The 23184-nt window shown below is 65.7% G+C and carries 23 protein-coding genes; 21 read left to right on the forward strand and 2 right to left on the reverse strand.

Features of this window, described 5'->3' with window-relative positions:
• Positions 1-49: 49 nt before the first annotated feature.
• The 20 genes from ndhC to Q9Q95_RS05685 all read left to right on the forward strand — a co-directional run bounded on the left by ndhC (position 50) and on the right by Q9Q95_RS05685 (position 19004).
• A complete protein-coding gene (gene ndhC, locus Q9Q95_RS05590) occupies positions 50-424 on the forward strand; it encodes an NADH-quinone oxidoreductase subunit A (RefSeq protein WP_306094753.1) in 375 nt (124 codons plus the stop codon).
• Entirely contained in the window at positions 415-951 is a 537-nt protein-coding gene (locus tag Q9Q95_RS05595; RefSeq protein WP_306094755.1) for an NADH-quinone oxidoreductase subunit B family protein, read from the forward strand. Before ndhC ends, Q9Q95_RS05595 begins: the two co-directional genes overlap by 10 nt.
• On the forward strand, positions 948-1859 hold the full coding sequence (locus Q9Q95_RS05600; protein WP_306094757.1) for an NADH-quinone oxidoreductase subunit C: 912 nt from the start codon (positions 948-950) through the stop codon (positions 1857-1859). Before Q9Q95_RS05595 ends, Q9Q95_RS05600 begins: the two co-directional genes overlap by 4 nt.
• Positions 1856-3097, forward strand: a complete 1242-nt coding sequence (locus tag Q9Q95_RS05605) for an NADH-quinone oxidoreductase subunit D (protein WP_371876691.1) — start codon at positions 1856-1858, stop codon at positions 3095-3097. Before Q9Q95_RS05600 ends, Q9Q95_RS05605 begins: the two co-directional genes overlap by 4 nt.
• On the forward strand, positions 3094-3432 hold the full coding sequence (locus Q9Q95_RS05610; protein WP_306094758.1) for a nuclear transport factor 2 family protein: 339 nt from the start codon (positions 3094-3096) through the stop codon (positions 3430-3432). Before Q9Q95_RS05605 ends, Q9Q95_RS05610 begins: the two co-directional genes overlap by 4 nt.
• Positions 3432-4103, forward strand: coding sequence for an NAD(P)H-dependent oxidoreductase subunit E (locus tag Q9Q95_RS05615; RefSeq protein ID WP_306094760.1), 672 nt, complete (start codon positions 3432-3434; stop codon positions 4101-4103). The genes Q9Q95_RS05610 and Q9Q95_RS05615 overlap by 1 nt, the downstream gene beginning before the upstream one ends.
• Positions 4100-4273 (forward strand): hypothetical protein, encoded by a 174-nt coding sequence (locus Q9Q95_RS05620; RefSeq protein WP_306094762.1) that lies wholly within the window; start codon positions 4100-4102, stop codon positions 4271-4273. The genes Q9Q95_RS05615 and Q9Q95_RS05620 overlap by 4 nt, the downstream gene beginning before the upstream one ends.
• A gap of 1 nt (position 4274) precedes the next feature.
• Positions 4275-5579 carry an NADH-quinone oxidoreductase subunit NuoF gene (nuoF, locus tag Q9Q95_RS05625; RefSeq protein ID WP_306094764.1) on the forward strand — a complete coding sequence of 435 codons (1305 nt, stop codon included), beginning with the start codon at positions 4275-4277 and terminating at the stop codon, positions 5577-5579.
• Positions 5579-7579: an NADH-quinone oxidoreductase subunit NuoG gene (nuoG, locus tag Q9Q95_RS05630; protein WP_306094766.1), complete on the forward strand. Its 2001-nt coding sequence runs from the start codon at positions 5579-5581 to the stop codon at positions 7577-7579. Before nuoF ends, nuoG begins: the two co-directional genes overlap by 1 nt.
• A 106-nt stretch (positions 7580-7685) precedes the next feature.
• On the forward strand, positions 7686-8741 hold the full coding sequence (nuoH, locus tag Q9Q95_RS05635) for an NADH-quinone oxidoreductase subunit NuoH (protein ID WP_306094768.1): 1056 nt from the start codon (positions 7686-7688) through the stop codon (positions 8739-8741).
• Positions 8738-9223 carry an NADH-quinone oxidoreductase subunit NuoI gene (nuoI, locus tag Q9Q95_RS05640; RefSeq protein WP_029934381.1) on the forward strand — a complete coding sequence of 162 codons (486 nt, stop codon included), beginning with the start codon at positions 8738-8740 and terminating at the stop codon, positions 9221-9223. The genes nuoH and nuoI overlap by 4 nt, the downstream gene beginning before the upstream one ends.
• Positions 9224-9355: 132 nt before the next feature.
• Complete coding sequence (locus Q9Q95_RS05645; protein ID WP_306094772.1) at positions 9356-9967, forward strand: NADH-quinone oxidoreductase subunit J; 612 nt, start codon at positions 9356-9358, stop codon at positions 9965-9967.
• A complete protein-coding gene (gene nuoK, locus Q9Q95_RS05650) occupies positions 9964-10269 on the forward strand; it encodes an NADH-quinone oxidoreductase subunit NuoK (RefSeq protein WP_029724228.1) in 306 nt (101 codons plus the stop codon). Before Q9Q95_RS05645 ends, nuoK begins: the two co-directional genes overlap by 4 nt.
• A 109-nt stretch (positions 10270-10378) precedes the next feature.
• A complete protein-coding gene (nuoL, locus tag Q9Q95_RS05655) occupies positions 10379-12463 on the forward strand; it encodes an NADH-quinone oxidoreductase subunit L (RefSeq protein ID WP_306094774.1) in 2085 nt (694 codons plus the stop codon).
• A complete protein-coding gene (locus Q9Q95_RS05660; RefSeq protein ID WP_306094776.1) occupies positions 12460-14046 on the forward strand; it encodes an NADH-quinone oxidoreductase subunit M in 1587 nt (528 codons plus the stop codon). The genes nuoL and Q9Q95_RS05660 overlap by 4 nt, the downstream gene beginning before the upstream one ends.
• Positions 14046-15491: an NADH-quinone oxidoreductase subunit NuoN gene (gene nuoN, locus Q9Q95_RS05665; protein WP_306094778.1), complete on the forward strand. Its 1446-nt coding sequence runs from the start codon at positions 14046-14048 to the stop codon at positions 15489-15491. Before Q9Q95_RS05660 ends, nuoN begins: the two co-directional genes overlap by 1 nt.
• A gap of 47 nt (positions 15492-15538) precedes the next feature.
• Positions 15539-16189, forward strand: a complete 651-nt coding sequence (locus tag Q9Q95_RS05670; protein WP_371876709.1) for a biotin--[acetyl-CoA-carboxylase] ligase — start codon at positions 15539-15541, stop codon at positions 16187-16189.
• 11 nt (positions 16190-16200) lie between these two features.
• On the forward strand, positions 16201-16980 hold the full coding sequence (locus Q9Q95_RS05675) for a type III pantothenate kinase (RefSeq protein ID WP_306094783.1): 780 nt from the start codon (positions 16201-16203) through the stop codon (positions 16978-16980).
• Positions 16981-17101: 121 nt separating this feature from the next.
• Positions 17102-18736, forward strand: a complete 1635-nt coding sequence (locus tag Q9Q95_RS05680) for a ribonuclease J (protein ID WP_306094785.1) — start codon at positions 17102-17104, stop codon at positions 18734-18736.
• A gap of 4 nt (positions 18737-18740) precedes the next feature.
• On the forward strand, positions 18741-19004 hold the full coding sequence (locus tag Q9Q95_RS05685; protein ID WP_306094786.1) for a DUF1467 family protein: 264 nt from the start codon (positions 18741-18743) through the stop codon (positions 19002-19004).
• A 183-nt stretch (positions 19005-19187) separates the two neighbouring features.
• Here the strand turns inward: Q9Q95_RS05685 and Q9Q95_RS05690 are convergent, their stop codons facing one another.
• Positions 19188-21473 (reverse strand): hypothetical protein, encoded by a 2286-nt coding sequence (locus tag Q9Q95_RS05690; RefSeq protein WP_306094788.1) that lies wholly within the window; start codon positions 21471-21473, stop codon positions 19188-19190.
• 79 nt (positions 21474-21552) lie between these two features.
• Here Q9Q95_RS05690 and Q9Q95_RS05695 point away from each other — a divergent pair, with 79 nt between their 5' ends.
• Entirely contained in the window at positions 21553-21846 is a 294-nt protein-coding gene (locus tag Q9Q95_RS05695; RefSeq protein WP_306094790.1) for an Hpt domain-containing protein, read from the forward strand.
• A 157-nt stretch (positions 21847-22003) separates the two neighbouring features.
• On the opposite strand, the gene Q9Q95_RS05700 is transcribed toward Q9Q95_RS05695, so the two are convergent.
• On the reverse strand, positions 22004-23182 hold the full coding sequence (locus Q9Q95_RS05700; RefSeq protein WP_306094792.1) for a VWA domain-containing protein: 1179 nt from the start codon (positions 23180-23182) through the stop codon (positions 22004-22006).
• Between the last annotated feature and the right edge of the window lie 2 nt (positions 23183-23184).

Below are 23184 nucleotides of genomic sequence, written 5' to 3' on the forward strand. Positions count from 1 at the left end.
TTCACAGTCCTAGAAGCCCCCCAAGTTTCCGCATCTGCGAGAAGGCATCTTGGTCGATCTATCGCAATATCTGCCGATCCTGCTGTTCCTCGGCGTCGCGCTGTTGCTCTCGGGCACCTTCGTGTTTCTGCCGATGCTGGTAGGCCGGCTCACCGGCACCCATCAGCCGACGCCGGAGAAGCTCACCGAATATGAGTGCGGCTTCCCGGCCTTCGAGGATTCGCGCAGCCAATTCGACGTGCGCTTCTATCTCGTCGCGATCCTGTTCATCATCTTCGATCTCGAAGCCGCGTTCCTCTATCCATGGGCCGTCTCGGTGTTCGACCTCGGCTGGACCGCGTGGATCTCGATGATGATCTTCATTGCCGAGCTTGCGCTCGGGCTTGTCTATGCGTGGAAGAAAGGTGCGTTGGAGTGGGAGTAGAACTCAGCCCTCCGCCTGCGGGGACGCTTCCCAATGTGGCGTTCCTCGACGACATCAATGCCGAGATCGGCGACAAGGGCTTCCTCGTCACCTCGACCGAGGAGCTGTTCCAGTGGGCGCGCACCGGCTCGCTGTGGTGGATGACCTTCGGGCTCGCCTGCTGCGCGGTCGAGATGATCCACGTCAACATGCCGCGCTACGACATGGAGCGCTTCGGCGCCGCGCCGCGCGCCTCCCCGCGCCAGTCGGACGTGATGATCGTGGCGGGCACCTTGTGCAACAAGATGGCTCCGGCGCTGCGCCGGGTCTATGACCAGATGTCCGAGCCGAAATACGTCATTTCGATGGGCAGCTGCGCCAATGGCGGCGGCTATTATCACTATAGCTACAGCGTCGTGCGCGGCTGCGACCGGATCGTTCCGGTGGACATCTATGTCCCGGGCTGCCCACCGACCGCCGAGGCGTTGCTCTATGGCGTGATGCAGCTCCAGCGGAAGATCCGCCGCATCGGGACGCTCGAACGGTGAGGGCGCCCGCTCCAAGATATGCGCCCAACGATGGCGTGATCGCCACGGCCGAGGCTGCGCTCGGCGGCATGCTGGTCGAGAGCAAGGATGCCGTGGGCGAGGTCTCGCTGACCGTCGCGCGCGAGTCGCTGGTGCCGGCGATGCTGGCGTTGCGCGACACGCCGGGGCTCGAATATCAGCAATTGAGCGAGATCGCCGGCGCCGATTATCCGTCGCGCGCCGAGCGCTTCGACGTGGTGTATCAATTGCTGTCGTTCACCCGCAACCACCGCATCCGCGTGCGGGTGACCACCGACGAGGAAAAGCCGGTGCCGTCGGTCACGGGCATCTGGCCGGTGGCCGGCTGGCTCGAGCGCGAAGTCTACGACATGTACGGCGTGCTGTTCGACGGCAATACCGATTTGCGCCGCATCCTCACCGATTACGGTTTCGTCGGGCACCCGCTTCGGAAAGATTTTCCGCAGACCGGCTATGTCGAATTGCGCTATTCCGAAGAAGCCAAGCGCGTGGTCTATGAGCCCGTCAGCCTTGCGCAGGATTTCCGCAATTTCGATTTCATGAGCCCGTGGGAAGGGGCCGCCTATGTGTTGCCCGGCGACGAGAAAGCGGTGCCCGGACCCGGCCCTGCCGACACGCCGCAGGCCAAGCCCGCCGCTCCGGCGCCTGCGCCGGTCGACGCCCCCAAGGTTCCCGAAGCCAAGGGCGCGCCGACGCCGTTGAGCGCCGACGAGATCCAGAAGGCCGACGCGCCTGCGACCAAGGCGGCAAAGCCGCGTGCCAAGCGGGCCAAGACCGATGACAGCACGGCGTCGACCGGCGCGGGGGAAAACTCCCCGGGCAACCGGCGCAAATCCAAGCCCAAAGACCCCGATGTGGTCCCGTCCAAGGGTGAGGGGCAGAACGAATGACCGACACCGTCGAAACGATGATGGACCGCGCCGGCGAGGGTCTCAGCGACCCGGCCACCGGCGACGTCGCCATCGCCAATTACACGATCAATTTCGGCCCGCAGCATCCGGCGGCGCATGGCGTGCTTCGCCTCGTCACCGAACTGGACGGCGAGATCATCGAGCGGATCGATCCGCATGTCGGGCTGCTTCATCGCGGCACCGAGAAACTGATCGAGTACAAGACTTACACCCAGGCTTTGCCCTATTTCGATCGCTTCGATTATTGCTCGCCGATGGCGATGGAGCACAGTTACGTGCTCGCCGTCGAGAAGCTGCTCGATCTCGAGGTGCCGCTTCGCGCGCAATATCTCCGCGTGTTCTTCGCCGAGCTGACCCGCATCAAGAACCACATGCTGAACCTGGGTTCGCACGTGATGGACGTCGGCGCGATGACGCCGAACCTGTGGCTGTTCGAGCTGCGCGAAGACTGCATGAACTTCTACGAGCGGGCCTCGGGCGCGCGTATGCACGCCAATTACTTCCGCGTCGGCGGGGTGCGGCAGGACGTCCCGCTCAAGCTGCTCACCGACATCGCCGATTGGCTCGACACCCGGCTCCCGCGGCTGTTCGAGGATGCGATCAGCCTCGTCGCCGAGAACCGCATCTTCAAGCAGCGCAACGTCGACATCGCGGTGGTCAGCCGTGAGGACGCGATCGCATGGGGTTTCTCGGGGCCGATGATCCGCGCCGCGGGCATCCCCTGGGACATACGGCGTTCGCAGCCCTATGATGTGTACGACCGCATGGAGTTCGACATTCCCGTCGGCACCCGCGGCGACTGCTATGACCGGTTCATGGTGCGCGTCGAGGAGGTCCGCCAGTCGGCGCGGATCATGAAGCAGTGCATCCGCGACATGCCCGAGGGCCCGGTGCTGACCACCGACCGCAAGGTCGCGCCGCCCAAGCGCGGCGAGATGAAGCAGTCGATGGAAGCGCTGATCCATCACTTCAAGCTGTTCACCGAAGGCTATCACGTCCCCGCGGGCGAGGTGTATGTCGCCACCGAGAGCCCCAAGGGCGAGTTCGGCGTCTATCTGGTGAGCGACGGCACCAACAAGCCGTATCGCTGCAAGGTCCGCCCGACTGCGTTCAGTCACCTCCAGGCGATGGATTTCATGTCGAAGGGCCATATGCTCGCCGACATCACCGCCGTGCTGGGCGCGATGGATATCGTGTTCGGGGAGTGCGACCGGTGAGCGGCGACAAGCTGGCAACCGCGCGCGAGATGATCGCGCGCTACAACGCGCAGGATGCCGATGCCTATGTCGCGCTGATGACCGACGGCGCGAGCGAGGCGGGCTATCGCGGCGCGGTGGTCCGTGAGGGCAAGGAAGGCGTGCGCTCGGGGTTGAAGGCGATGTTTGCCGAGTTTCCTGGCAACCGCGTCGAGATTCTCGGCGGCTGGCAGCTGGGCCAGACTGCAGTGCTGCATGAGAAGGTGATGCGCTCGCCCGAGGCCGAGCCCTTCGAAGTGATGGCTGTTTATTCGTTCTCCGACGACAAGGTCGATCGGGTGGAGTTCATTCGCTGATGGCTGACGCCCCACAAATCCCAGACGAGGCCGAGACCCGCGCGCGCTGGGGCGCGTTCGCCTGGTCGGCCGAAAATGCCGAGAAGGCGCGCGAGGTCCTCGGCCGCTATCCGGCGGGCCGGCAGATGTCGTGCACGATCCCCTATCTCGACCTCGCCCAGCGTCAGGTCGGCGCCGAGACCAATACCCAGGGCTGGCTGCCGGTGCCGGTGATCGAGTTCGTCGCGCGCGAGCTCGGCCTGCCCTATATCCGCGTGTTCGAGGTCGCGACCTTCTACACGATGTTCAATCTCGTGCCGGTCGGCCGCTATCATGTGCAGGTCTGCGGCACGACGCCGTGCATGCTGCGCGGATCGGACGACGTGATGGCGGCATGCAAGAGCCGCGGGATGCACAAGGGCCAGACCACCGCCGACGGCATGTTCACGCTGACCGAGGTCGAATGCCTTGGCAGCTGCGCTTCGGCGCCGATGGTGCAGATCAACGACGACAATTACGAGGATCTCGATTTCGACCGCACGATCGCGATCCTCGACGCGCTGGCCAAAGGCGAGCAGCCCAAGACCGGCACGCAGGAGCCGGGCCGCCACACCGTCGAAGCCGCAGGCGGCACGACCAACCTCACCGCGATGGTGACCGGGAACCACGATTATCGCGGGGAATGGGCATGAGCCAGGACACCAAGAACGTCCTGTTCGTGGCGCTCGCGGTGATCGGCGCGATCATCGTCGGCGGCTGGGTGCTCAAGATCGCCTTCAAATTGCTCGGGATCATCATCCTCGTCGGGCTCGCCGTGGTCGCCTTCATGGTGGTCCAGAAGCTCGTGGGGCAGGGGCGCTAGGATGCTGCAGGACAAGGACCGCATCTTCACCAACGTCTACGGCTTCCAGCCGTGGAACCTGTCGGCTGCGCTCCAGCGCGGCGACTGGGACAATACCAGGGCGCTGATGGCGCTCGGCCAGGATACGATCATCGACCGCATCAAGGCCTCGGGCCTGCGCGGGCGCGGCGGGGCGGGCTTCCCGACCGGCACGAAATGGTCGTTCATGCCCAAGGAACCGCGTCCCGATCGGCCCAATTTCCTCGTGATCAACGCCGACGAGTCCGAGCCGGGTTCGTGCAAGGATCGCGAGATCATCCGCCACGATCCGCACAAATTGATCGAAGGCGCGCTGATCGCAGGCTTCGCGATGCGCGCGCGCGCCGCCTATATCTATATCCGCGGCGAATATATCCGCGAGGCAGAGACGCTCTTCGCGGCGGTCGCCGAGGCCTATGACAAGGGTATGCTCGGCAAGAACGCCGCGGGCTCGGGCTATGATTTCGACGTCTTCGTCCATCGCGGCGCCGGCGCCTATATCTGCGGCGAAGAGACCGCGATGCTCGAGAGCCTCGAGGGCAAAAAGGGCCAGCCGCGATTGAAGCCGCCGTTCCCGGCGGGCGCGGGCCTTTATGGTTGCCCGACCACGGTCAACAACGTCGAATCGATCGCGGTCGTCCCGACGATCCTGCGGCGCGGGCCGGAATGGTTCGCGAGCTTCGGCGCCGAGAACAACAAGGGCACCAAGCTCTTCCAGATCAGCGGCCATGTGAACAAGCCGGTGGTGGTCGAGGAAGCGATGAGCATCTCGTTCCGCGAGCTGATCGAGAAGCATTGCGGCGGCATCCGCGGCGGCTGGGACAATCTGCTCGCCGTGATTCCGGGCGGCTCGTCGGTTCCTCTGGTCCCCGCGGCGCAGATCATCGACTGCGCGATGGACTTCGACGGGCTCAAGGCAGTCGGCTCGGGCCTCGGCACCGCGGCGGTGATCGTGATGGACAAGTCGACCGACATCGTCCGCGCGATCTCGCGCCTCAGCTATTTCTACAAGCATGAGAGCTGCGGCCAGTGCACCCCGTGCCGCGAGGGCACCGGCTGGATGTGGCGGGTGATGGAGCGGCTGCGCACCGGCGACGCCGACATCAGCGAGATCGACACGCTCCACCAGGTCACAAAGCAGGTCGAGGGCCACACCATCTGCGCGCTCGGCGATGCCGCGGCGTGGCCGATTCAGGGCCTGATCCGTCACTTCCGCCCCGAGATCGAACGGCGGATCAACGAACGCAACGGCACCGGCGACGCGCCGATGCAAGAGGCTGCCGAATAATGCCCAAGCTCAAAGTAGACGGTATCGAAGTCGAGGTGCCGCAGGGCGCCACCGTGCTTCAGGCCTGCGAAGCCGCGGGCAAGGAGATTCCGCGCTTCTGCTATCATGAGCGGCTGTCGATCGCGGGCAATTGCCGGATGTGCCTCGTCGAGGTGAAGCCCGGGCCGCCCAAGCCCCAGGCCTCGTGCGCGCTTCCTGCCGCCGACAATCAGGAAATCCGCACCGACAGCCCGATGGTCAAGGCCGCGCGCGAAGGCGTGATGGAGTTCCTGCTGATCAACCATCCGCTCGATTGCCCGATCTGCGATCAGGGCGGCGAGTGCGATCTGCAGGACCAGTCGGTGGCCTATGGCAAGGGCCATAGCCGCTACACCGAGCACAAGCGCGCGGTGACCGAGAAATATATGGGTCCGATCCTCAAGACGATCATGACCCGCTGCATCCAGTGCACCCGCTGCATCCGCTTCGGCGAGGAAGTGGCGGGCGTGGACGAGATCGGCGCGATCTATCGTGGCGAGAACATGCAGATCACGACCTATCTCGAAAAGGCGTTCAAGAGCGAGCTTTCGGGCAACACCGTCGATCTCTGCCCGGTCGGCGCGCTCACTCACAAGCCGGTGGCGTTCGAATATCGTCCGTGGGAATTGAAGCGGAACCTGTCGATCGACGTGATGGATGCGGTCGGCACCAACATCCGCGCCGACAGCCGCGGCCGTCAGGTGATGCGCGTGCTTCCGCGGATCAACGAGGACGTCAACGAGGAGTGGGCGCACGACAAGACTCGCTATCATGTCGACGGGCTCGTCCGGCGGCGGCTCGATCGCCCGTTCGTGCGGCGCGACGGCAAATTGGTCGAGGCGAGCTGGGACGAGGCGTTCGACGCGATCGCCGCGGTCAATGCCGGATCGAGCGTCGCGGCGATCGCCGGCGATCTGCTCGATTGCGAGACGATGTACGCGGCCAAGGCGCTGCTCAAGGGCCTCGGCTCGGAGCTGCTCGAAAGCCGCCAGACCGGCATGGCCTATGACGTATCGAGCCTCGGCGCGGTGGCGTTCAACCCGACCATCGCCGGCGTCGAGGATGCCGATGCGATCCTGCTGATCGGCAGCAACCTCCGCTGGGAGGCGCCGCTGATCAACACGCGGGTTCGGAAAGCGATCAAGAAGGGCGCCAAGGTGTTCGCGCTCGGGCCCGAGGTCGATCTGACTTACAAGCTCGAATGGCTGGGCAATGATCTGTCGCTGCTCGGCAAGCTGCCCGATCAAGTGGTCCAGGCGTTCGAAGGCGCGAAGAAGCCGCTGGTCATCGTCGGCCCCGGCGCGCTCAAGGATGGGTTCGGCGCAGCGCTGGCGCTGGTCGAGCCGATGCAACTGGTCCGTGAAGGCTGGAACGGCTTCGGCGTGATCCACACCGCCGCGGCGCGGATGGGCGCGCTGATGCTCGGCTTCGCGCAGACGGGCGGCATCGCCGATGTTGTGGCTGCGGCACCGAAGCTGACCTTCTTCCTCGGCGCCGACGAAGTCGATTTCGCCAAGTTCGATGGCAGCTTCAAGGTGTTCATCGGCCATCATGGCGACAAGGGCGCGCATCACGCCGATGTGATCCTGCCCGCGGCGACCTATGCCGAGAAGCCGGGCACCTATGTGAACCTCGAAGGCCGCGTCCAGCGCGCCGAGCGCGCGGTGTTCGCACCGGGCGACGCGCGCGAGGACTGGTCGATCCTGCGGGCGCTGTCCGACCGGCTCGGCCGCACGCTGCCGTTCGACAGCTTCGAGGAACTGCGCGCGGCAATGGCAGCCGAAGTGCCGGCGCTGGGGCAGGAAGGCCTCGTGACGTTCGAATGGAAGGCGCCTGCGCTTTCGGCCACCGCGTCGGGCTCGGTGGCTTATCCGGTAGCCGATTTCTATCTGACCAACGCGATTTGCCGCGCGTCGCCGACGATGCAGCGCTGCTCGGCCGAACTGCTCCATGGCGAAGACTTTGCGGAGGCCGCGGAGTGATCCTTTTCCATCCCGGTGCTCCTGCGAAAGCAGGAGCCCAGAGCCCCAAGCTCATCGCCCGTGATTCCTGGGCTCCTGCTTTCGCAGGAGCACAAAGGTGCTGCCAATGACCGCCTTCTTCCAGAACACCATCGGCCTGCCGTTCGGCTGGGCGTGGTTCATCGCGACGATCGTCGGCATCCTCGTGATCGCATTGCCGCTGATGCTGGCGGTCGCGATGATCATCTATGCCGATCGCAAGATCTGGGCGGCGATGGCGCTGCGCCGTGGCCCCAACGTGGTCGGCCCGCTCGGGCTGCTGCAGAGCTTCGCCGACGGCCTCAAGGTGTTCCTCCAGGAAACCATCATCCCGTCGAGCGCCAACAAGACCCTGTTCCTGATCGCGCCGATCATCACCTTCACGGTCGCCCTGATCGTCTGGGCGGTGGTGCCGTGGCAGGCGGGCGTGGTGCTCTCGAACATCAACGTGGGACTGCTCTACATCCTCGCGGCATCGTCGCTCGGCGTGTACGGGATCATCCTCGCGGGCTGGTCGTCCAACTCGAAATATCCGTTCTACTCGGCGATCCGCGCTGCGGCGCAGATGGTGAGCTACGAAGTCTCGATCGGCTTCGTGCTGATCTCGGTCGTGCTCTGGGCGGGGACGTTCAACCTCGGCGGCATCGTCGAGGCGCAGCAGGGCCATGTGCTGGGCCTGTTCAACGGTTTCGGATTCAATCCTTTGCTGTTCCCGATGGCGGTGGTGTTCTTCATCTCGTCGCTCGCCGAGACCCAGCGCGCCCCGTTCGACCTGACCGAGGCCGAATCCGAGCTCGTCGCGGGCTACCAGACCGAATATTCGTCGATGAGCTTCGCGCTCTACTGGCTGGGCGAGTACGCCAACGTGTTGCTCATGTGCACGCTCAACGCGACCCTGTTCTGGGGCGGCTACCTGCCCCCGGTCGACTGGGCGCCGCTGTACCTCGTGCCGGGCATCCTCTGGCTGTTCGCCAAGATCCTGTTCTTCTTCTTCGTGTTCAGCTGGGTGAAGGCGACCGTTCCGCGCTATCGCTACGATCAGCTGATGCGGCTGGGCTGGAAGATCTTTCTGCCGCTGTCGCTGACCTTCGTGTTTCTCGTTTCCGGATACCTGATGTGGCTCCGGGTAGGATTTCCCGCATGAGCATCGCCCAACTCGTCCGTTCCTACACTTTGTGGGAATTCATCAAGGCGCACTGGTTGACCTTGCGGTACTTCTTCAAGCCCAAGGCGACGATCAACTATCCGTACGAGAAGAACCCGATCTCGCCCCGCTTCCGCGGCGAGCATGCGCTGCGCCGCTATGCCAATGGCGAAGAACGCTGCATCGCGTGCAAGCTTTGCGAGGCGGTGTGCCCGGCGCTGGCAATCACGATCGAGGCCGAGCCGCGCGACGACGGCAGCCGCCGCACCACGCGCTACGACATCGACATGACCAAGTGCATCTATTGCGGGCTGTGCCAGGAGGCCTGCCCGGTCGATGCGATCGTCGAGGGGCCGAACTTCGAATTCTCGACCGAAACCCGCGAGGAACTGATTTACGACAAGAACAAGCTGCTCGCGAACGGCGACCGCTGGGAACGCGCGATTGCCGCGAACCTTGCCGCCGATGCACCGTACCGTTAAGCGCGCGCCAACAGTGGGACGCACGATGATACACACATTCTCCGTCATTCCGGCGAACGCCGGGATCTCAGGCCGCAAGCGCGCAGCTCCATCGCACGAGACCCCGGCATTCGCCGGGGTGACGAGGGTGTTTTGATCCAGCTCATCGCCTTTTACCTGTTCGCAGTCGTCGTCATCGCCTCCGCGGCGCTGACCATCCTGTCGCGCAACCCGGTGCATTCGGTGCTCTGGCTGATCCTCGCATTCTTCAACGCGGCGGGGCTGATGGTTCTCGCCGGTGCCGAGTTCATCGCGATGCTGCTCGTCATCGTCTATGTCGGCGCGGTTGCGGTGCTCTTCCTGTTCGTCGTGATGATGCTCAATATCGACTTCGCCGAATTGCGTGCGGGCGTGATGCGCTACGCCGCGATCGGGCTGGCTTTGGCCGTGGCATTGGTCGCCGAGATCATCATCGCGATCGGCGCCTGGAGCGCGGGCGGTCTCGAGCTCGGCCGCCGCATCGCGCCGATCGAGGCGGACGTGTACAATATCGAGGCGATCGGACGGCTGCTCTACACGCGTTATCTGTTCATCTTCGAAGGCGCCGGGCTCGTCCTGCTCGTCGCGATGATCGGGGCGATCGTGCTGACCTATCGCCAGCGCAGCGACGTCCGCCCGCAGAACATCAACCGTCAGATCAACCGCCGTTCCAAGGATGCGACGCGCAACATGAACCCACCGGTCGGGCAGGGGGTCGAGCTGTGATCGGCGTCACCCATTATCTCGTCGTCTCGGCGATCCTGTTCACGCTGGGCGTGCTCGGCATCTTCATGAACCGGAAGAATTTGATCGTCATCCTGATGGCGATCGAGCTCATCCTGCTCGCGGTGAACCTCAATCTCGTCGCTTTCTCGGCGGCGCTTGGCGATCTCGTCGGGCAGGTCTTCGCGATGTTCGTGCTGACCGTCGCTGCGGGCGAGGCCGCGATCGGGCTCGCCATTCTCGTCATCTACTTCCGTAGCCGGGGCACGATCTCGGTCGACGACGTCAATCGGATGAAGGGCTGATGCGCGTGCCGAGTTCCGTCATCCCGGCGAAAGCCGGGATCTCCTGGTTTGAAAGCGTGCGCTCGCGGCACGAGACCCCGGCTTGCGCCGGGGCGACGAGGTCCTGCTGATGTCGCCGATTCTCATCATCGTATTCCTGCCGCTGCTTGCGGCGGTGGTCGCCGGGCTGTCGAACAAGGCGTTCGGCAGCGTGCTGCCCAAGGCGCTGACCACGGGCGCGCTGTTCGCGTCGTGCGCATTGTCGTGGCCGATCTTCCTGCAGTATCTCCATGGCGCCGAGGCGACCGTGGTCCCCGTGCTCACCTGGATGAGCTCGGGCGATTTCCATTCGGAATGGGCGCTGCGGGTGGACTCCCTCACCGCAGTGATGCTCGTGGTGATCACCAGCGTCTCGGCGCTCGTCCACCTCTATAGCTGGGGCTATATGAGCGAGGACCCCGATCAGCCGCGCTTCTTCGCCTATCTCAGCCTGTTCACCTTCGCGATGCTGATGCTGGTGACCGCGAACAACCTCGTCCAGATGTTCTTCGGCTGGGAGGGCGTCGGCCTCGCCTCCTATCTGCTGATCGGCTTCTGGTTCCGGAAGCCCTCGGCGAACGCCGCCGCGATCAAGGCATTCGTGGTCAATCGCGTCGGCGATCTCGGCTTCATGCTCGGCATCTTCGGCACCTTCCTCGTGTTCGGCACGATCGACATTCCGACGATCCTCGCCGCGGCGCCGGGCATGGCCGGGTCGACGATCGGCTTTGTCGGGATGCGCTTCGACACGATGACCGTGCTCTGCCTGCTGCTGTTCCTCGGCGCGATGGGCAAGTCGGCGCAGCTCGGGCTCCACACCTGGTTGCCCGACGCGATGGAAGGCCCGACTCCGGTGTCGGCGCTGATCCACGCCGCGACGATGGTCACCGCGGGCGTGTTCATGGTCTGCCGCCTGTCGCCGATGTTCGAGACCAGCCCGACCGCGATGGGGGTGGTGACCTTTGTCGGCGCCGCGACCTGCCTGTTCGCCGCGACCGTCGGCCTCGTCCAAACCGACATCAAGCGCGTCATCGCCTATTCGACCTGCTCGCAGCTCGGCTACATGTTCTTCGCCGCGGGCGTCGGCGCCTATGGCGCGGCGATGTTCCATTTGTTCACCCACGCCTTCTTCAAGGCGTTGCTGTTCCTCGGCGCCGGCTCGGTGATCCATGCGATGCATCACGAGCAGGACATGCGCTTCTACGGCGGGCTTAGGAAGCACATCCCGCTGACCTTCTGGACGATGATGGCGGGCACGCTCGCGATCACCGGAGTCGGCCTGCCGGCAGTGTTCGGCAACCATCTCGCGATCGGCTTCGCCGGCTTCCACTCGAAGGATGCGATCATCGAGGCGGCCTGGGCTGCCGGAGTGCCGAGCGCCTTCTGGGTCGGCGTTTTCGTCGCTCTGCTCACCAGCTTCTATTCATGGCGGGTCGTCTTCCTGACCTTCTACGGCAAGCCGCGCTGGGCAGGCTCGGAGCATATCCAGCACGCAGTCCACGACGCGCACGGCCATGACACGCATCACGATGATGCACCGTCGGCCGAAGACGCCGGTCACGCGCCCGATGCGCATCACGCCGCGCACGACGATCATGCCCATGAGGGCACTGCGGGCTATCACCCGCACGAGAGCCCGTTCGTGATGCTGATCCCGTTGCTGCTGCTGTCGCTCGGCGCGATCGCCGCGGGCTTCGTCTTCCACGGCTTCTTCATCGAGGCGGAAGAGGGCGCGCATTTCTGGAATGGAGCGATCGCGTTCGACGCGCATCTGATGCATGCGATGCACGAGGTGCCGACCTGGGTGAAGCTGTCGGCGACGACCGCGATGCTGCTCGGCCTGCTGGGATCGTGGTATGCCTATATCGGCAAGCCCGGCTTCGCTGCGGCGGTCGCAGGCCATTTCCGCGGCCTCTACGCCTTCCTGCTCAACAAATGGTATTTCGACGAGCTCTACGACTTCCTGTTCGTGCGCCCGGCATTCGCCATCGGCCGCGTGTTGTGGAAGGCGGGTGACGAGAAGACCATCGATCGCTTCGGCCCCAACGGGCTCGCCAACATCGTCCGCCTCGGCAGCGTCGGCGCGGTCAAGCTACAATCGGGATATCTCTACACTTATGCCTTCATCATGCTGATCGGCCTCACTGCGGCGCTGACCTGGGTGATCGCAGGATGAGCGGCTTCCCGATCCTCACCGTCATGCTGCTCGTCCCCGCCGTGGCGGCGGTGGCGTGCCTGTTCGCCAATGCGCAGACCGCCCGCTGGATCGCGCTGGCGGCGACCTTGGTGGACTTCGCCCTCGGCATCGCTCTCTGGGCGAATTTCCAGGCCGGGCCGGACGCGCCGCAATGGCAGTTCGTCGAATATGCCGCCTTGTTCGGCAAGCCCGAGGGCGTGAACATCGCCTGGGCGCTGGGCATCGACGGCTATGCGCTGATGCTGATCATGCTCTCGGTCTTCCTGATGCCGATCTGCATCGGCGCCAGCTGGAAGGCGATCGAGAACCGCGTGCCCGAATATATGGCCGCGATGCTCGCCACCGAGCTGCTGATGATCGGTACCTTCGCGGCGCAGGACATCTTCCTGTTCTACATCTTCTTCGAAGGCGGCCTGATCCCGATGTTCCTGATCATCGGGATCTGGGGCGGGGCGAACCGCATCTACGCGTCGTACAAATTCTTCCTGTACACGTTGCTCGGATCCCTCGTGATGCTGATCGCGATGCTCTACATGGCGATGGACGCCGGCACCTCGAGCATCCCGGCGCTGATGGCGCACGACTTCCCCGCGCAAATCCAGACTTGGCTGTGGCTGGCCTTCTTCGCCTCGTTCGCGGTCAAGATGCCGATGTGGCCGGTCCACACCTGGCTTCCCGACGCGCACGTCCAGGCGCCGACCGCTGGGTCGGTGATCCTCGCCGGCGTGCTGCTCAAGCTCGGCGGCTACGGCTTCCTGCGCTTCTCGCTGCCGATGTTCCCCGAAGCGTCGGCGCAACTGATGTGGCTGGTGTTCACGCTGTCGTGCGTCGCGGTGGTCTACACCTCGCTGGTCGCGCTCGTGCAGTCGGACATGAAGAAGCTGATCGCCTATTCGTCCGTCGCCCACATGGCGATCGTGACGATGGGATTATTCGCCTTCAATGCGCAGGGCATCGACGGCGCGATGATGGTGATGCTCGGCCACGGGCTCGTCTCGGGCGCGCTGTTCCTCTGCGTCGGCGTGATCTACGACCGGCTGCATACCCGCGAGATCGACCGTTACGGCGGCCTCGCGATCAACATGCCGCGCTATGCCACCCTGTTCCTGCTGTTCACCATGGCATCGGTCGGCCTGCCCGGCACCAGCAACTTCGTCGGCGAGTTCCTCGGGCTGGCGGGAGTGTACAAGGTCTCCACCCTGACCGCGCTGATCGGCACCACCGGCATCATCCTTGGTGCCGCATATATGCTCTGGCTGTTCCGCCGCGTCGTCTGGGGTGACCTGACCAAGGAAGACGTCCGCGCGATGCCCGATCTTTCCATGCGCGAGCTGTGGCTGCTCGGGCCGATCGCCGGGGCGGTGCTGTGGATGGGCGTGTATCCCGAGAGCTTCCTCGCACCGATGCGCGCCGATACCGCGCGCCTCGTCGAGCGGCTGTCGCGCGCGGCGCCCGCTGGTGATTCCATGCCCACTCCTGGTAAACCCGCTGCGGCGCCGGCGCATGGCGAAGGCCATGGTGCGGCGCCTGCTCAGGCACCCGCGCATGGGGGTGCGCACTGATGGATTATTCGACGCAATTGCTGATGAGCCTGCCCGAGCTGGTGCTGGCGGTCGGCGCGATCCTGCTGATGCTCGTCGCCGCATGGGGCGGGCAGGCCTCGACGAAGCTGGTGAGCTGGACTTCGGTCGCGGTGCTGATCGGCGCGGGCATTGCGCTCGCGGGTCCGGCATCGGCCGGCGGCGAAGCGTTTGGCGGGCTCTACCGCGCGGACATGTTCGCGGCGTTCGCCAAGGTGCTGATCTTCGCCGCCGCGGCGATCTCGATCCTCATCGCACCTGCTTTCTTCCAGCGCAGCTCGGGCGACGATCTGCGCCCGGAATATCCGGTGCTGATCCTGCTCTCCGCCGCGGGGATGGGGATGATGGTCTCGGCCGGCGATCTGCTGACGCTCTATGTCGGGCTCGAGCTGCAGAGCCTCTCGGCCTATGTGCTCGCGAGCTTCATGCGCCGCGACACGCGCTCGGCCGAAGCGGGCCTCAAATATTTCGTGCTCGGCGCGCTGGCTTCGGGCATCCTGCTCTACGGCATCAGCCTGGTGTACGGATTCTCGGGCACGACCTTGTTCGACGGCATCGCCAGTGCCTATGCCGGCGAGCGCTCGATCGGCCTGCTCTTCGGTCTGGTCTTCGTCTTCGCCGGGCTCGCCTTCAAGATGAGCGCAGTGCCGTTCCACATGTGGACGCCCGACGTCTATGAAGGCGCGCCGACGCCGGTGACTGCCTTCTTCGCCTCGGCGCCCAAGGTCGCGGCGATCGCGCTGGCGGTGCGGGTCGCGGTCGAGGCGATGGGCCCGGCGCTGCACGACTGGCGCCAGATCGTCATCTTCGCGGCGCTTGCGTCGATCCTGCTCGGTGCGGTCGCGGCGATCGGGCAGACCAATTTCAAGCGGCTGCTGGCTTACTCGTCGATCAACAATGTCGGCTTCGCGCTGATCGGCCTCGCCGCCGGTACCGAGCGCGGCGTGGCCGGCGTATTGGTCTATATGACGATCTACGTGGTGATGACACTCGGCTCGTTCCTCGTCGTGCTGCAGATGCGCGGACCCGATGGCGAGCCGGTCGAGAGCATCGCCAGCCTGTCGGGCATGTCGCGTACGCGACCTGGCCTCGCGCTGGCGCTGGCGATCTTCATGTTCAGCCTGGCGGGCATTCCGCCGCTGTTCGGCTTCTACGCCAAGTTCGCGGTGTTCGAGGCGGCGGTGGCCGCCGGCCTGTTCCCGCTGGCGGTGGTCGGCATCGCCATGTCGACGATCGGTGCCTTCTATTACCTCAAGATCGTCAAGACGATGTACTTTGACGAGCCGGCGCGGGCGTTCGAGGGCAAGACCGACGTGGTCGAGGGCGGGCTGATCGCGCTGTCCGCGCTGTTCGTCTCGCCGCTCGGCTATGCGCTGATCCCGGTGCTCGGCGCCTGGACCACCCTCGCGGCGAAGGCGCTGTTCTGACGGCGGTGATCCGCACCGTCGCCGAGACGGGCTCGACCAATGCCGATATGCTGGGTCTCGCGCGGAGCGGCGCAGCCGAAGGGCTGTGGCTCAGAGCCGAGCGACAAACCGGGGGCAGGGGCCGGCAGGGCAGGGCCTGGGCCTCGCCTGAGGGCAATCTCTTCGTTTCGACCTTGGTCCGGGTGCGCCTCGGCGAGCCGCCGGCTGCTACCTTGGCGCTGGTGGCTGCGGTGGCACTGGAAGAGACAGCGCGGGTCTTCGGGCTGGAGACCGTGCTCAAATGGCCGAACGACCTTATGGTCGACGGCGCCAAGCTTTCCGGGATCCTGCTCGAGCGCGCGGACGATGCGGTGGTCATCGGCTTCGGCGTCAATCTCGCGCATCATCCGACCAACATCGACCGGCCGGCGACGAGCTTCGCTGCGCACGGTGCCGCGCCGGACCCTGGCATCTTCGCCGAAACCCTCGCCGAAAGCTTCGCGCGCTGGCTGTCGCGCTGGCGCGACGGGATCGCGCCGGTGCGCGAGCGCTGGCTGGCGCGGGCGCATCCGATCGACACGGCGCTGACCGCGCGGCTCGCCGACGGCAGCTCGGTCGACGGGCTGTTCGGCGGGCTCGATCCGCAGGGCGCGCTCATCCTGCGCTTGGCCGACGGCACCAGCCGTGTCATTCACGCCGGCGACGTGTTCCTGCTCTGAGAGGAAGGCAAATGCTGCTCGCCGTCGATGCCGGCAACACCAATGTCGTTTTCGCGCTCGTCGAGAATGGCGAGATCCGGGCGCGCTGGCGGATCGCCACCGATCCGCGGCGGACCGCCGACGAATATGCGGTATGGCTGAGCCAGCTGCTGAGCCTCGAGGGCTATGACCGGTCGGCGGTGACCGGGGTGATCATCGGCACCGTGGTGCCGCGCGCGCTGCACAATCTCGAGGTGCTGAGCAGCAAATATTTCAAGACCGAGGCGGTGATCGCCGGGCAGGGCAAAGCCGAGTGGGGCTTTGCGCTCGACGTCGAGGAGCCCGGCAGCCTCGGCGCCGATCGCGCGCTCAACATGATCGCCGGCCATGCCCGCCATGCCGGCGATCTGATCATCATCGACTTCGGCACCGCGACCACCTTCGAGCTGGTCGACTATAGCGGCGCGTACAAAGGCGGGATCATCGCGCCGGGGATCAACCTCTCGCTCGACGCGCTGTTCACCGCCGCCGCCAAATTGCCGCGCATCGCGATCTCGGCTCCGGCGACGACCAGCGTGGTCGGGCGCAATACGGTCGACCAGATGCATATCGGCATCTATTGGGGCTATATCGCGATGATCGAGGGCCTCGTCGCCCGGCTCAAGGCGGAGGTGGGGCGCCCGCTCAAGGTCATCGCCACCGGCGGACTGGCGGTGCTCTTCGAAAAGCACACGACGGTCTTCGATACGATTGAACCCGACCTCACCATCCAGGGGTTGGCCATGCTGTGGGAACGATCCCGCAGCGCGTGATTTGCTTTTTTGCGTCACCCCCGCGAAAGCGGGGGCCCATCTCCTCACCGTTCGGCTTGGTGAGACCGAGGGAGATGGGTCCCCGCTTCCGCGGGGATGACGATCGGCTGATAGGAACATTGTGACTCCAGGCAACGAACTCCTCTTCCTCGCGCTCGGCGGCTCGGGCGAAATCGGGATGAACGTCAATCTCTACGGCACCCAGGGCAAGTGGCTGATGGTCGATTGCGGCATCACCTTCGGGGACGCCAATTATCCCGGGGTCGACGTGATCCTGCCCGACCTCCAGTTCATCGAGGACCGGCTCGACGATCTGCTCGGCATCGTGCTGACCCATGGCCATGAGGACCATATCGGCGCGCTGCCTTATTTCGCCGCCGATCTCGGCGTGCCGCTCTACGCCACGCCGTTCACCGCGGGGCTGATCTACGGCAAGCTCGAGGAAGAGGGCATTACCGACAAGGTCGAGCTCAACGTGGTCAAGGAGGAGGGCCCGTTCAGCGTCGGGCCGTTCACGATGACCTATATGCCGCTCGCCCACTCGATCCCCGAGGGCAATGCGATCCTGATCGAGACGCCGTACGGCAAGGTCTTCCACACTGGCGACTGGAAGCTCGACGATGCGCCGGCACTCGGCGGCGCGTCGACCGCGGCGGAGCTGACCGCGATCGGCGATCAGGGCGTGCTGGCCTTGGTCTGCGACTCGACCAACGTGTTCAACCCCGAGGCGTCGGGCTCCGAGGCAGATGTCCGCAAGGGACTCGACGAAGTCGTCGCGGCGATCAAGGGCCGGGTGCTCGTCACTACCTTCGCGTCGAACGCGGCGCGACTGCAGACGCTCGGCGAGGTCGCCACCGACACCGGGCGCCAGCTCTGCGTCGCCGGGCGCTCGCTCGACCGGATCCTGCGGGTTGCCAAGGCGACCGGCTATCTGCGCGACTTCCCCGACACGATCGACTTCGACACCGCGATGAGCCTGCCGCCCAATCAGGTGATGATCGTCGCGACCGGCGGTCAGGGCGAGCCGCGCGCCGCGCTCAACCGCATCGCCGAGGATACCCATGTCCTCAAGCTCCACGCCGGCGACACCGTGGTGTTCTCGTCGCGGCAGATCCCGGGCAACGAGATCGCGATCGGCAAGATCATGAACACGCTGGCGAGCAAGGGCGTCGAGATCATCACCGACCGCCAGGCGTTCGTCCACGTCTCGGGCCATCCGGGGCGGCCCGAGCTGGCGGAGATGTACAAGTGGATCCGGCCCGAGATCATCCTGCCGGTCCACGGCGAAGTGCGGCACATGCACGAGCAGGCGCGCTTCGCGAAGGAGCAGGGGGTTCCGCAGGCGATCAACCAGGTGAATGGCGACATCTGGCGGCTGGCGCCGGGCAAGCCCAAGCCGGTCGGGCACGCCCCCGCCGGGCGGCTGGTGCTCGACGGCGACGTGATCCTCCCCGCCGACGGCACGACGATCAACGAGCGCCGGCGGATCGCGCTCTACGGCCAGATCTCGGTAGCGGTCGCGCTCCAGGGCGGACGCCTCAAGGGTTCGCCGCAGATCCGCGTGCAGGGCGTCCCGGTCGAGGAAGATCGCGATACGTTCCTCGAGGAAGCGGCGCAGGCCGCCGCTGACGCGGTCAAGAAAGACGGCCGCGACGTGGAGAAACTGCGCGAGAGCCTGCGGCTCGCGGTGCGGCGCGCGGCGGTGCGGTTCACCGGCAAGAAGCCGGTGGTCGACGTGCTGATCGTGGAGCTCTGAGGCCATGCGCTGGCAGTCGATGCTCGCGATCTACATCTTGTTCTGGGCGTTCTCGGTGTTTCTCGTGCTGCCCTTCGGGGTGCGCACTGCGCATGAGGCAGGGGCGGAGCTCGTCCCCGGCCAGGCCGAGAGTGCCCCGCACGGGTTCAATCCGGGCAAGATCGCCCTGCGCACGACGATTGTCGCGAGCGTGCTGTTCGGACTGTTCTACCTCAACTACGTCAATGGCTGGGTGACGGCGGACATGCTCGACTGGGTCCACCGATAGGAAATCACCGGCCAAGATTCACGGTTTGCACGTAAATCGTGCAATGAAGTTGCGCGCGAAAGCAAGATTGTTTCGTTCGCGCGCGGGTCGATTCACCGGATTCAAAGAGCCCGGAGATGCTGGCACGGCAAATCCTATTTTTGAAGGTCTAGATAGACCCTCCCTGCAAGGGAGGGGAGCTAGTCAGCGCAAACGTTCGATCGCCTGGGCGAGGGCGACGTAGAGCTTGCCCATGTCCGACGAGAGCAGCGTGACGCCCAAGGTCGATCCGTCGCGCAGCGCGAGGATGTGGCGCAGCATCGCCTCGAAATCGTGGATGTAGCGATTGACGTGCTCGCTGAACGCCGGATCCATATCGTAGAGGCGGGCGATCTCACGGGTGTCGCCCGCATCGAGCAGGCGCACCGCACGGCGGGTGAACACGCCGCGATCGCCCTTGAGATAGGCCGCCCAGGCGCTGTCGGTGACTTCGGCCGAGAAGGCCTTGGCGATGTCGATCGACGCCGAGTTGAGCGCCTCGATCAGCAAGGTGGTGCGGCGAGCGAAATTGTCGCTGTCGGCGCGTTCGCGATCGACGCGCTCCTCCTCGATCCGCGCCTCGAGCCGCGACGTGGTGTCGGCGAGCGCGAGCATCTGCTGGGTGAGCCGTTCGGAAGCACGCGCAGCCGCGGTGACCGCAGCCTCGGTGGTATCGGCGAGCTCGGTCATCTCGCGGCGCACGCCGGCATCGACGACGCGCCGGAGCGCGGCGCCGCTGGCTTCCTCGAGCGCCGCCGTGGCGCCGGGGACGATCGTGGCCAAGGCCTCGCGGGCATGCGCGGCGGCGGCGCTGGCGGTCTCGCGGACGCTGATCAGCGCATCGACGAGCTGCGGCGCCGCGGTCTCGGCGAAGCGACGGGTGGTTTCGATCGTATCGTCGACGATCCCGCCGAGCGAGGCGGCCTGCTCGCTGCCGGTGGCCAAGGTTTCCAGCAACGAGGCCTGGGTCTTGGCGAGCGTGTCGCGTTGCTGCGAGACGACGTCGGCGATCGCCTCGATCGCGTCATGGGTGCTCTCCGCGGCGGTGACCAGCGCGAGCAATTCGGGCTTGGCGCCGGCGACGAACTTGCGGCTCGTGGCGATCCGTTCGTCGAGCCGGGCGAGCGCCTCGGGCAAGGTCTCGTCGATCTCGCGCGCCGAAGCGTCGAGCGCGGTGAGCAGATCCTCCGATGTGCCGATGACCTTCCGCGCGAGTTGATCGCCGGTGCGCAAGGCCTCCGACATCGCATCGGTCGAGCCCTGCAGCGCGCCGATCGAGGCGGCGAGCGACTCGGTGCGATCGGTGCCCGTGGCGTGGAGCGCCTGAAGCTCGCGGTCGAGGCGGTCGACGCCTGCAGAAAGGCCGGCGAACAGCGAATCGCCGCGGCCCTGCTCCTGGGCGAGACGTTCGCCGACGCGGCCGATCGCGTCCTCGATCACCGCCATGCGCGCGCCGAGCGCCTCGGCGCTGTCGCGGCCGGCGCGATCGAGCGCGGCCTGATTGGCGCTGAGCATGGCGAGGATCGCCTCGCCCTGGGTGGCGATGCCCTTGCGCGCCTCGTCGACCGCACCCGCGGCGCGATCGAGCACGGCATCAACTGCGACCGACATCTGGCCGGTAACCTGCTCGAGCCGGCTGCTCGCGGTCTCGCTGGTCGCCTCCATCCGCGCGATGTGCGCGGCGAGCCGTTCGGCGGCGCCGCCGGCGATCTGATCGGCCTCGCGGCCGCGCTCGGACAGTGCAGTGAGCTGGGTGTCGAGCGCCGCGGCGCGCTGGCTGGCGAGCAGACCGGCGGCGTCGATGCGGCCGGCGAGCCCCTGCATCTCGTCATGCGCCTTGGGCAAAGTGGTGAGAATGATCTCGAAGCGCCGCTCGGCCTGGTCCATCGCTTCGCCGAACACGCGGATGCCGCTGTCCATGCGCTGGGCCTGGCGCTCGACCATGCCGGCGGCGCCCTCGACCCGCTCGGCCGCGCGTTCACCGAGCGCGGTTAGGGTGGTGGTGTGCTCGGCGAGCACGGCATGGTTCTCGGCGACTTTCCGCGAGATCGTGGCGAGCACGCGCTCGAGCGCGGCGGCCTCGGCGCGCATTGCGCGGGCAGTGGTGCCGAAGCGACGCGCCTCCGCGCGGCTGGTGCGCAAGGCGAGCATGTAGAGGATGCCGACCAACGCCGGGGGCACGCAGATCGCGGCGATCAGCTGGATCAGTGCGACGGGCTCGATTCCGCGCTGGATCGTCGGCAGCGCGAGCCAGATCGTGGCGATGAACCAGCCGGCGACGGCGACCCACGCGACGGTCGGCAGCACCCAGCTGCCGCGATGATGCGCGTCGTCCTCGTCGAGCGCGAGCTCCTCGAGCGGCGCGGGAAGCGACGAAGTATCGGAAAGGACGAGCTCTTCGTTGCCGTTGGACGGCCCGATGGCGGCGTGCGCGGTGTTTCCCCCAGTCATGCGCAACCTGTACCATGTTTGGACAATTCGCCAAACAGGCCGCAACCACCCGTTAACCCCGTTCGGATAGTCCCGGGGCATGGCATATGACCCGGGTGCGATCGATGCGACGCTGGCGGCTGCGGTGGGCGACGAGCCCGCGCTGATCGCCGAGCTGCGCGAATCCTTCCTCGACAGCGTGCGGCGCTGCGTCGGCGCGATGAAATCGGCGGAGACGCCGGATGCATGGGCGGCGGGGGCGTTGCGGCTCAAGGGACTGGCGGCGAGCTTCGGCGCGGTGCGGCTGATGGCGCTCGCTTCGGAAGCAGTAAGCGGGCCGGCGCACGACAATGCGGTGCTGCGGCGGCTGCACCGGGCAATCGACCGGCTCTAGTTTCGTACTCCCCTCCCTGCAGGCAGGGGGCAGGGGTGAGTAAGAAAAGGTCGGGTTCGACGCCCGGCCTTTTCTTTTTCTCCACCGCACCGTTGGGCTCCCCCGGCCCTCGCCGGGGTCGCATCCACCCCAGCCCCGCCCTTGCAGGAAGGGGAGCTTACCTTTTCCGGCTCAGTTCGCGCATCGCGGCGTCGAGCCCTGCCAGCGTCAGCGGATACATGCGGTCCTGCATCAGCTCGCGGATGATGCGTACCGACTGGGTATAGCCCCAATGCGCCTCGGGCAGGACGTTGAGCCACACCGCGGCGGGATAGGTGTCGACCAGCCGCTGCATCCAGACGCCGCCGGCCTCCTCGTTGAAATGCTCGACCGAGCCGCCGGGATGGCTGATCTCGTACGCGCTCATCGAGGCGTCGCCGACGAAGATCAATTTATAGTCGTGGCCATATTTGTGGAGCACGTCCCAGGTCGGCGTGCGCTCGGTGAAGCGGCGGCGATTGTCCTTCCACACGCCTTCGTACGGGCAATTGTGGAAATAGAAGAATTCGAGATTCTTGAACTCGGACGTGGCCGCCGAGAACAATTCCTCGCAGAGCTTGACGAACGGGTCCATCGAGCCGCCGACGTCGAGGAAGAGCAATAGCTTGACCGCGTTGTGGCGCTCGGGGCGCATCCGGACGTCGAGCCAGCCCTGTTTGGCGGTGCCCTCGATCGTCGCGTCCATGTCGAGCTCGTCGGCAGCGCCTTCGCGGGCGAAGCGGCGCAGGCGGCGCAGCGCGACCTTGATGTTGCGGGTGCCGAGTTCCTTCGTGTTGTCGAGGTTGCGGAATTCGCGCTGGTCCCACACCTTGAGCGCGCGCTTGTGCTTGCTCTCTCCCCCGATGCGGACGCCTTCGGGATTGTAGCCCGAATTGCCGAACGGCGAGGTGCCGCCGGTGCCGATCCATTTGCTGCCGCCCTGATGGCGTTCATGCTGCTCGGCGAGCCGCTGCTTGAGCGTCTCCATGATCTCTTCCCATGAGCCGAGCGACTGGATCGCCGCCATCTCTTCCGGCGTGAGGAATTTCTCGGCGATCGCCTTGAGCCAGTCCTCGGGAATGTCAGCGCGGGCGACGCCGTAATTGGTGGCGATGCCGCGGAAGACCTTGGCGAAGACCTGGTCGAAGCGATCGAGCAGTCCCTCGTCCTTCACGAAGGTGGCGCGGGCGAGATAATAGAACGCCTCGGGGGTGCGCTCGATCACGTCGCGGTCGAGCGCCTCGAGCAGGACCAGATGCTCCTTGAGGCTGGCCGGGATGCCGGCAGCGCGCAGTTCGTCGAGGAAAGAGAAGAACATGG

The sequence above is a fragment of the Sphingomonas sp. DG1-23 genome (genome assembly GCF_030730875.1).
In the GTDB taxonomy this organism is placed as follows: domain Bacteria; phylum Pseudomonadota; class Alphaproteobacteria; order Sphingomonadales; family Sphingomonadaceae; genus Sphingomonas.

Bases quoted from the DNA above. Each gene is read 5' to 3' on its own strand.
- nuoG (WP_306094766.1), top strand. From the start codon at position 5,579: ATGCCCAAGCTCAAAGTAGACGGTATCGAAGTCGAGGTGCCGCAGGGC.
- Q9Q95_RS05670 (WP_371876709.1), top strand. From the start codon at position 15,539: ATGCTGGGTCTCGCGCGGAGCGGCGCAGCCGAAGGGCTGTGGCTCAGA.
- nuoI (WP_029934381.1), top strand. From the start codon at position 8,738: ATGAGCATCGCCCAACTCGTCCGTTCCTACACTTTGTGGGAATTCATC.
- nuoF (WP_306094764.1), top strand. From the start codon at position 4,275: ATGCTGCAGGACAAGGACCGCATCTTCACCAACGTCTACGGCTTCCAG.
- Q9Q95_RS05675 (WP_306094783.1), top strand. From the start codon at position 16,201: ATGCTGCTCGCCGTCGATGCCGGCAACACCAATGTCGTTTTCGCGCTC.
- nuoN (WP_306094778.1), top strand. From the start codon at position 14,046: ATGGATTATTCGACGCAATTGCTGATGAGCCTGCCCGAGCTGGTGCTG.
- nuoL (WP_306094774.1), top strand. From the start codon at position 10,379: ATGTCGCCGATTCTCATCATCGTATTCCTGCCGCTGCTTGCGGCGGTG.
- Q9Q95_RS05695 (WP_306094790.1), top strand. From the start codon at position 21,553: ATGGCATATGACCCGGGTGCGATCGATGCGACGCTGGCGGCTGCGGTG.
- Q9Q95_RS05620 (WP_306094762.1), top strand. From the start codon at position 4,100: ATGAGCCAGGACACCAAGAACGTCCTGTTCGTGGCGCTCGCGGTGATC.
- Q9Q95_RS05690 (WP_306094788.1), bottom strand. From the start codon at position 21,473: ATGACTGGGGGAAACACCGCGCACGCCGCCATCGGGCCGTCCAACGGC.
- Q9Q95_RS05605 (WP_371876691.1), top strand. From the start codon at position 1,856: ATGACCGACACCGTCGAAACGATGATGGACCGCGCCGGCGAGGGTCTC.
- Q9Q95_RS05700 (WP_306094792.1), bottom strand. From the start codon at position 23,182: ATGTTCTTCTCTTTCCTCGACGAACTGCGCGCTGCCGGCATCCCGGCC.
- nuoH (WP_306094768.1), top strand. From the start codon at position 7,686: ATGACCGCCTTCTTCCAGAACACCATCGGCCTGCCGTTCGGCTGGGCG.
- Q9Q95_RS05685 (WP_306094786.1), top strand. From the start codon at position 18,741: ATGCGCTGGCAGTCGATGCTCGCGATCTACATCTTGTTCTGGGCGTTC.
- Q9Q95_RS05660 (WP_306094776.1), top strand. From the start codon at position 12,460: ATGAGCGGCTTCCCGATCCTCACCGTCATGCTGCTCGTCCCCGCCGTG.
- Q9Q95_RS05615 (WP_306094760.1), top strand. From the start codon at position 3,432: ATGGCTGACGCCCCACAAATCCCAGACGAGGCCGAGACCCGCGCGCGC.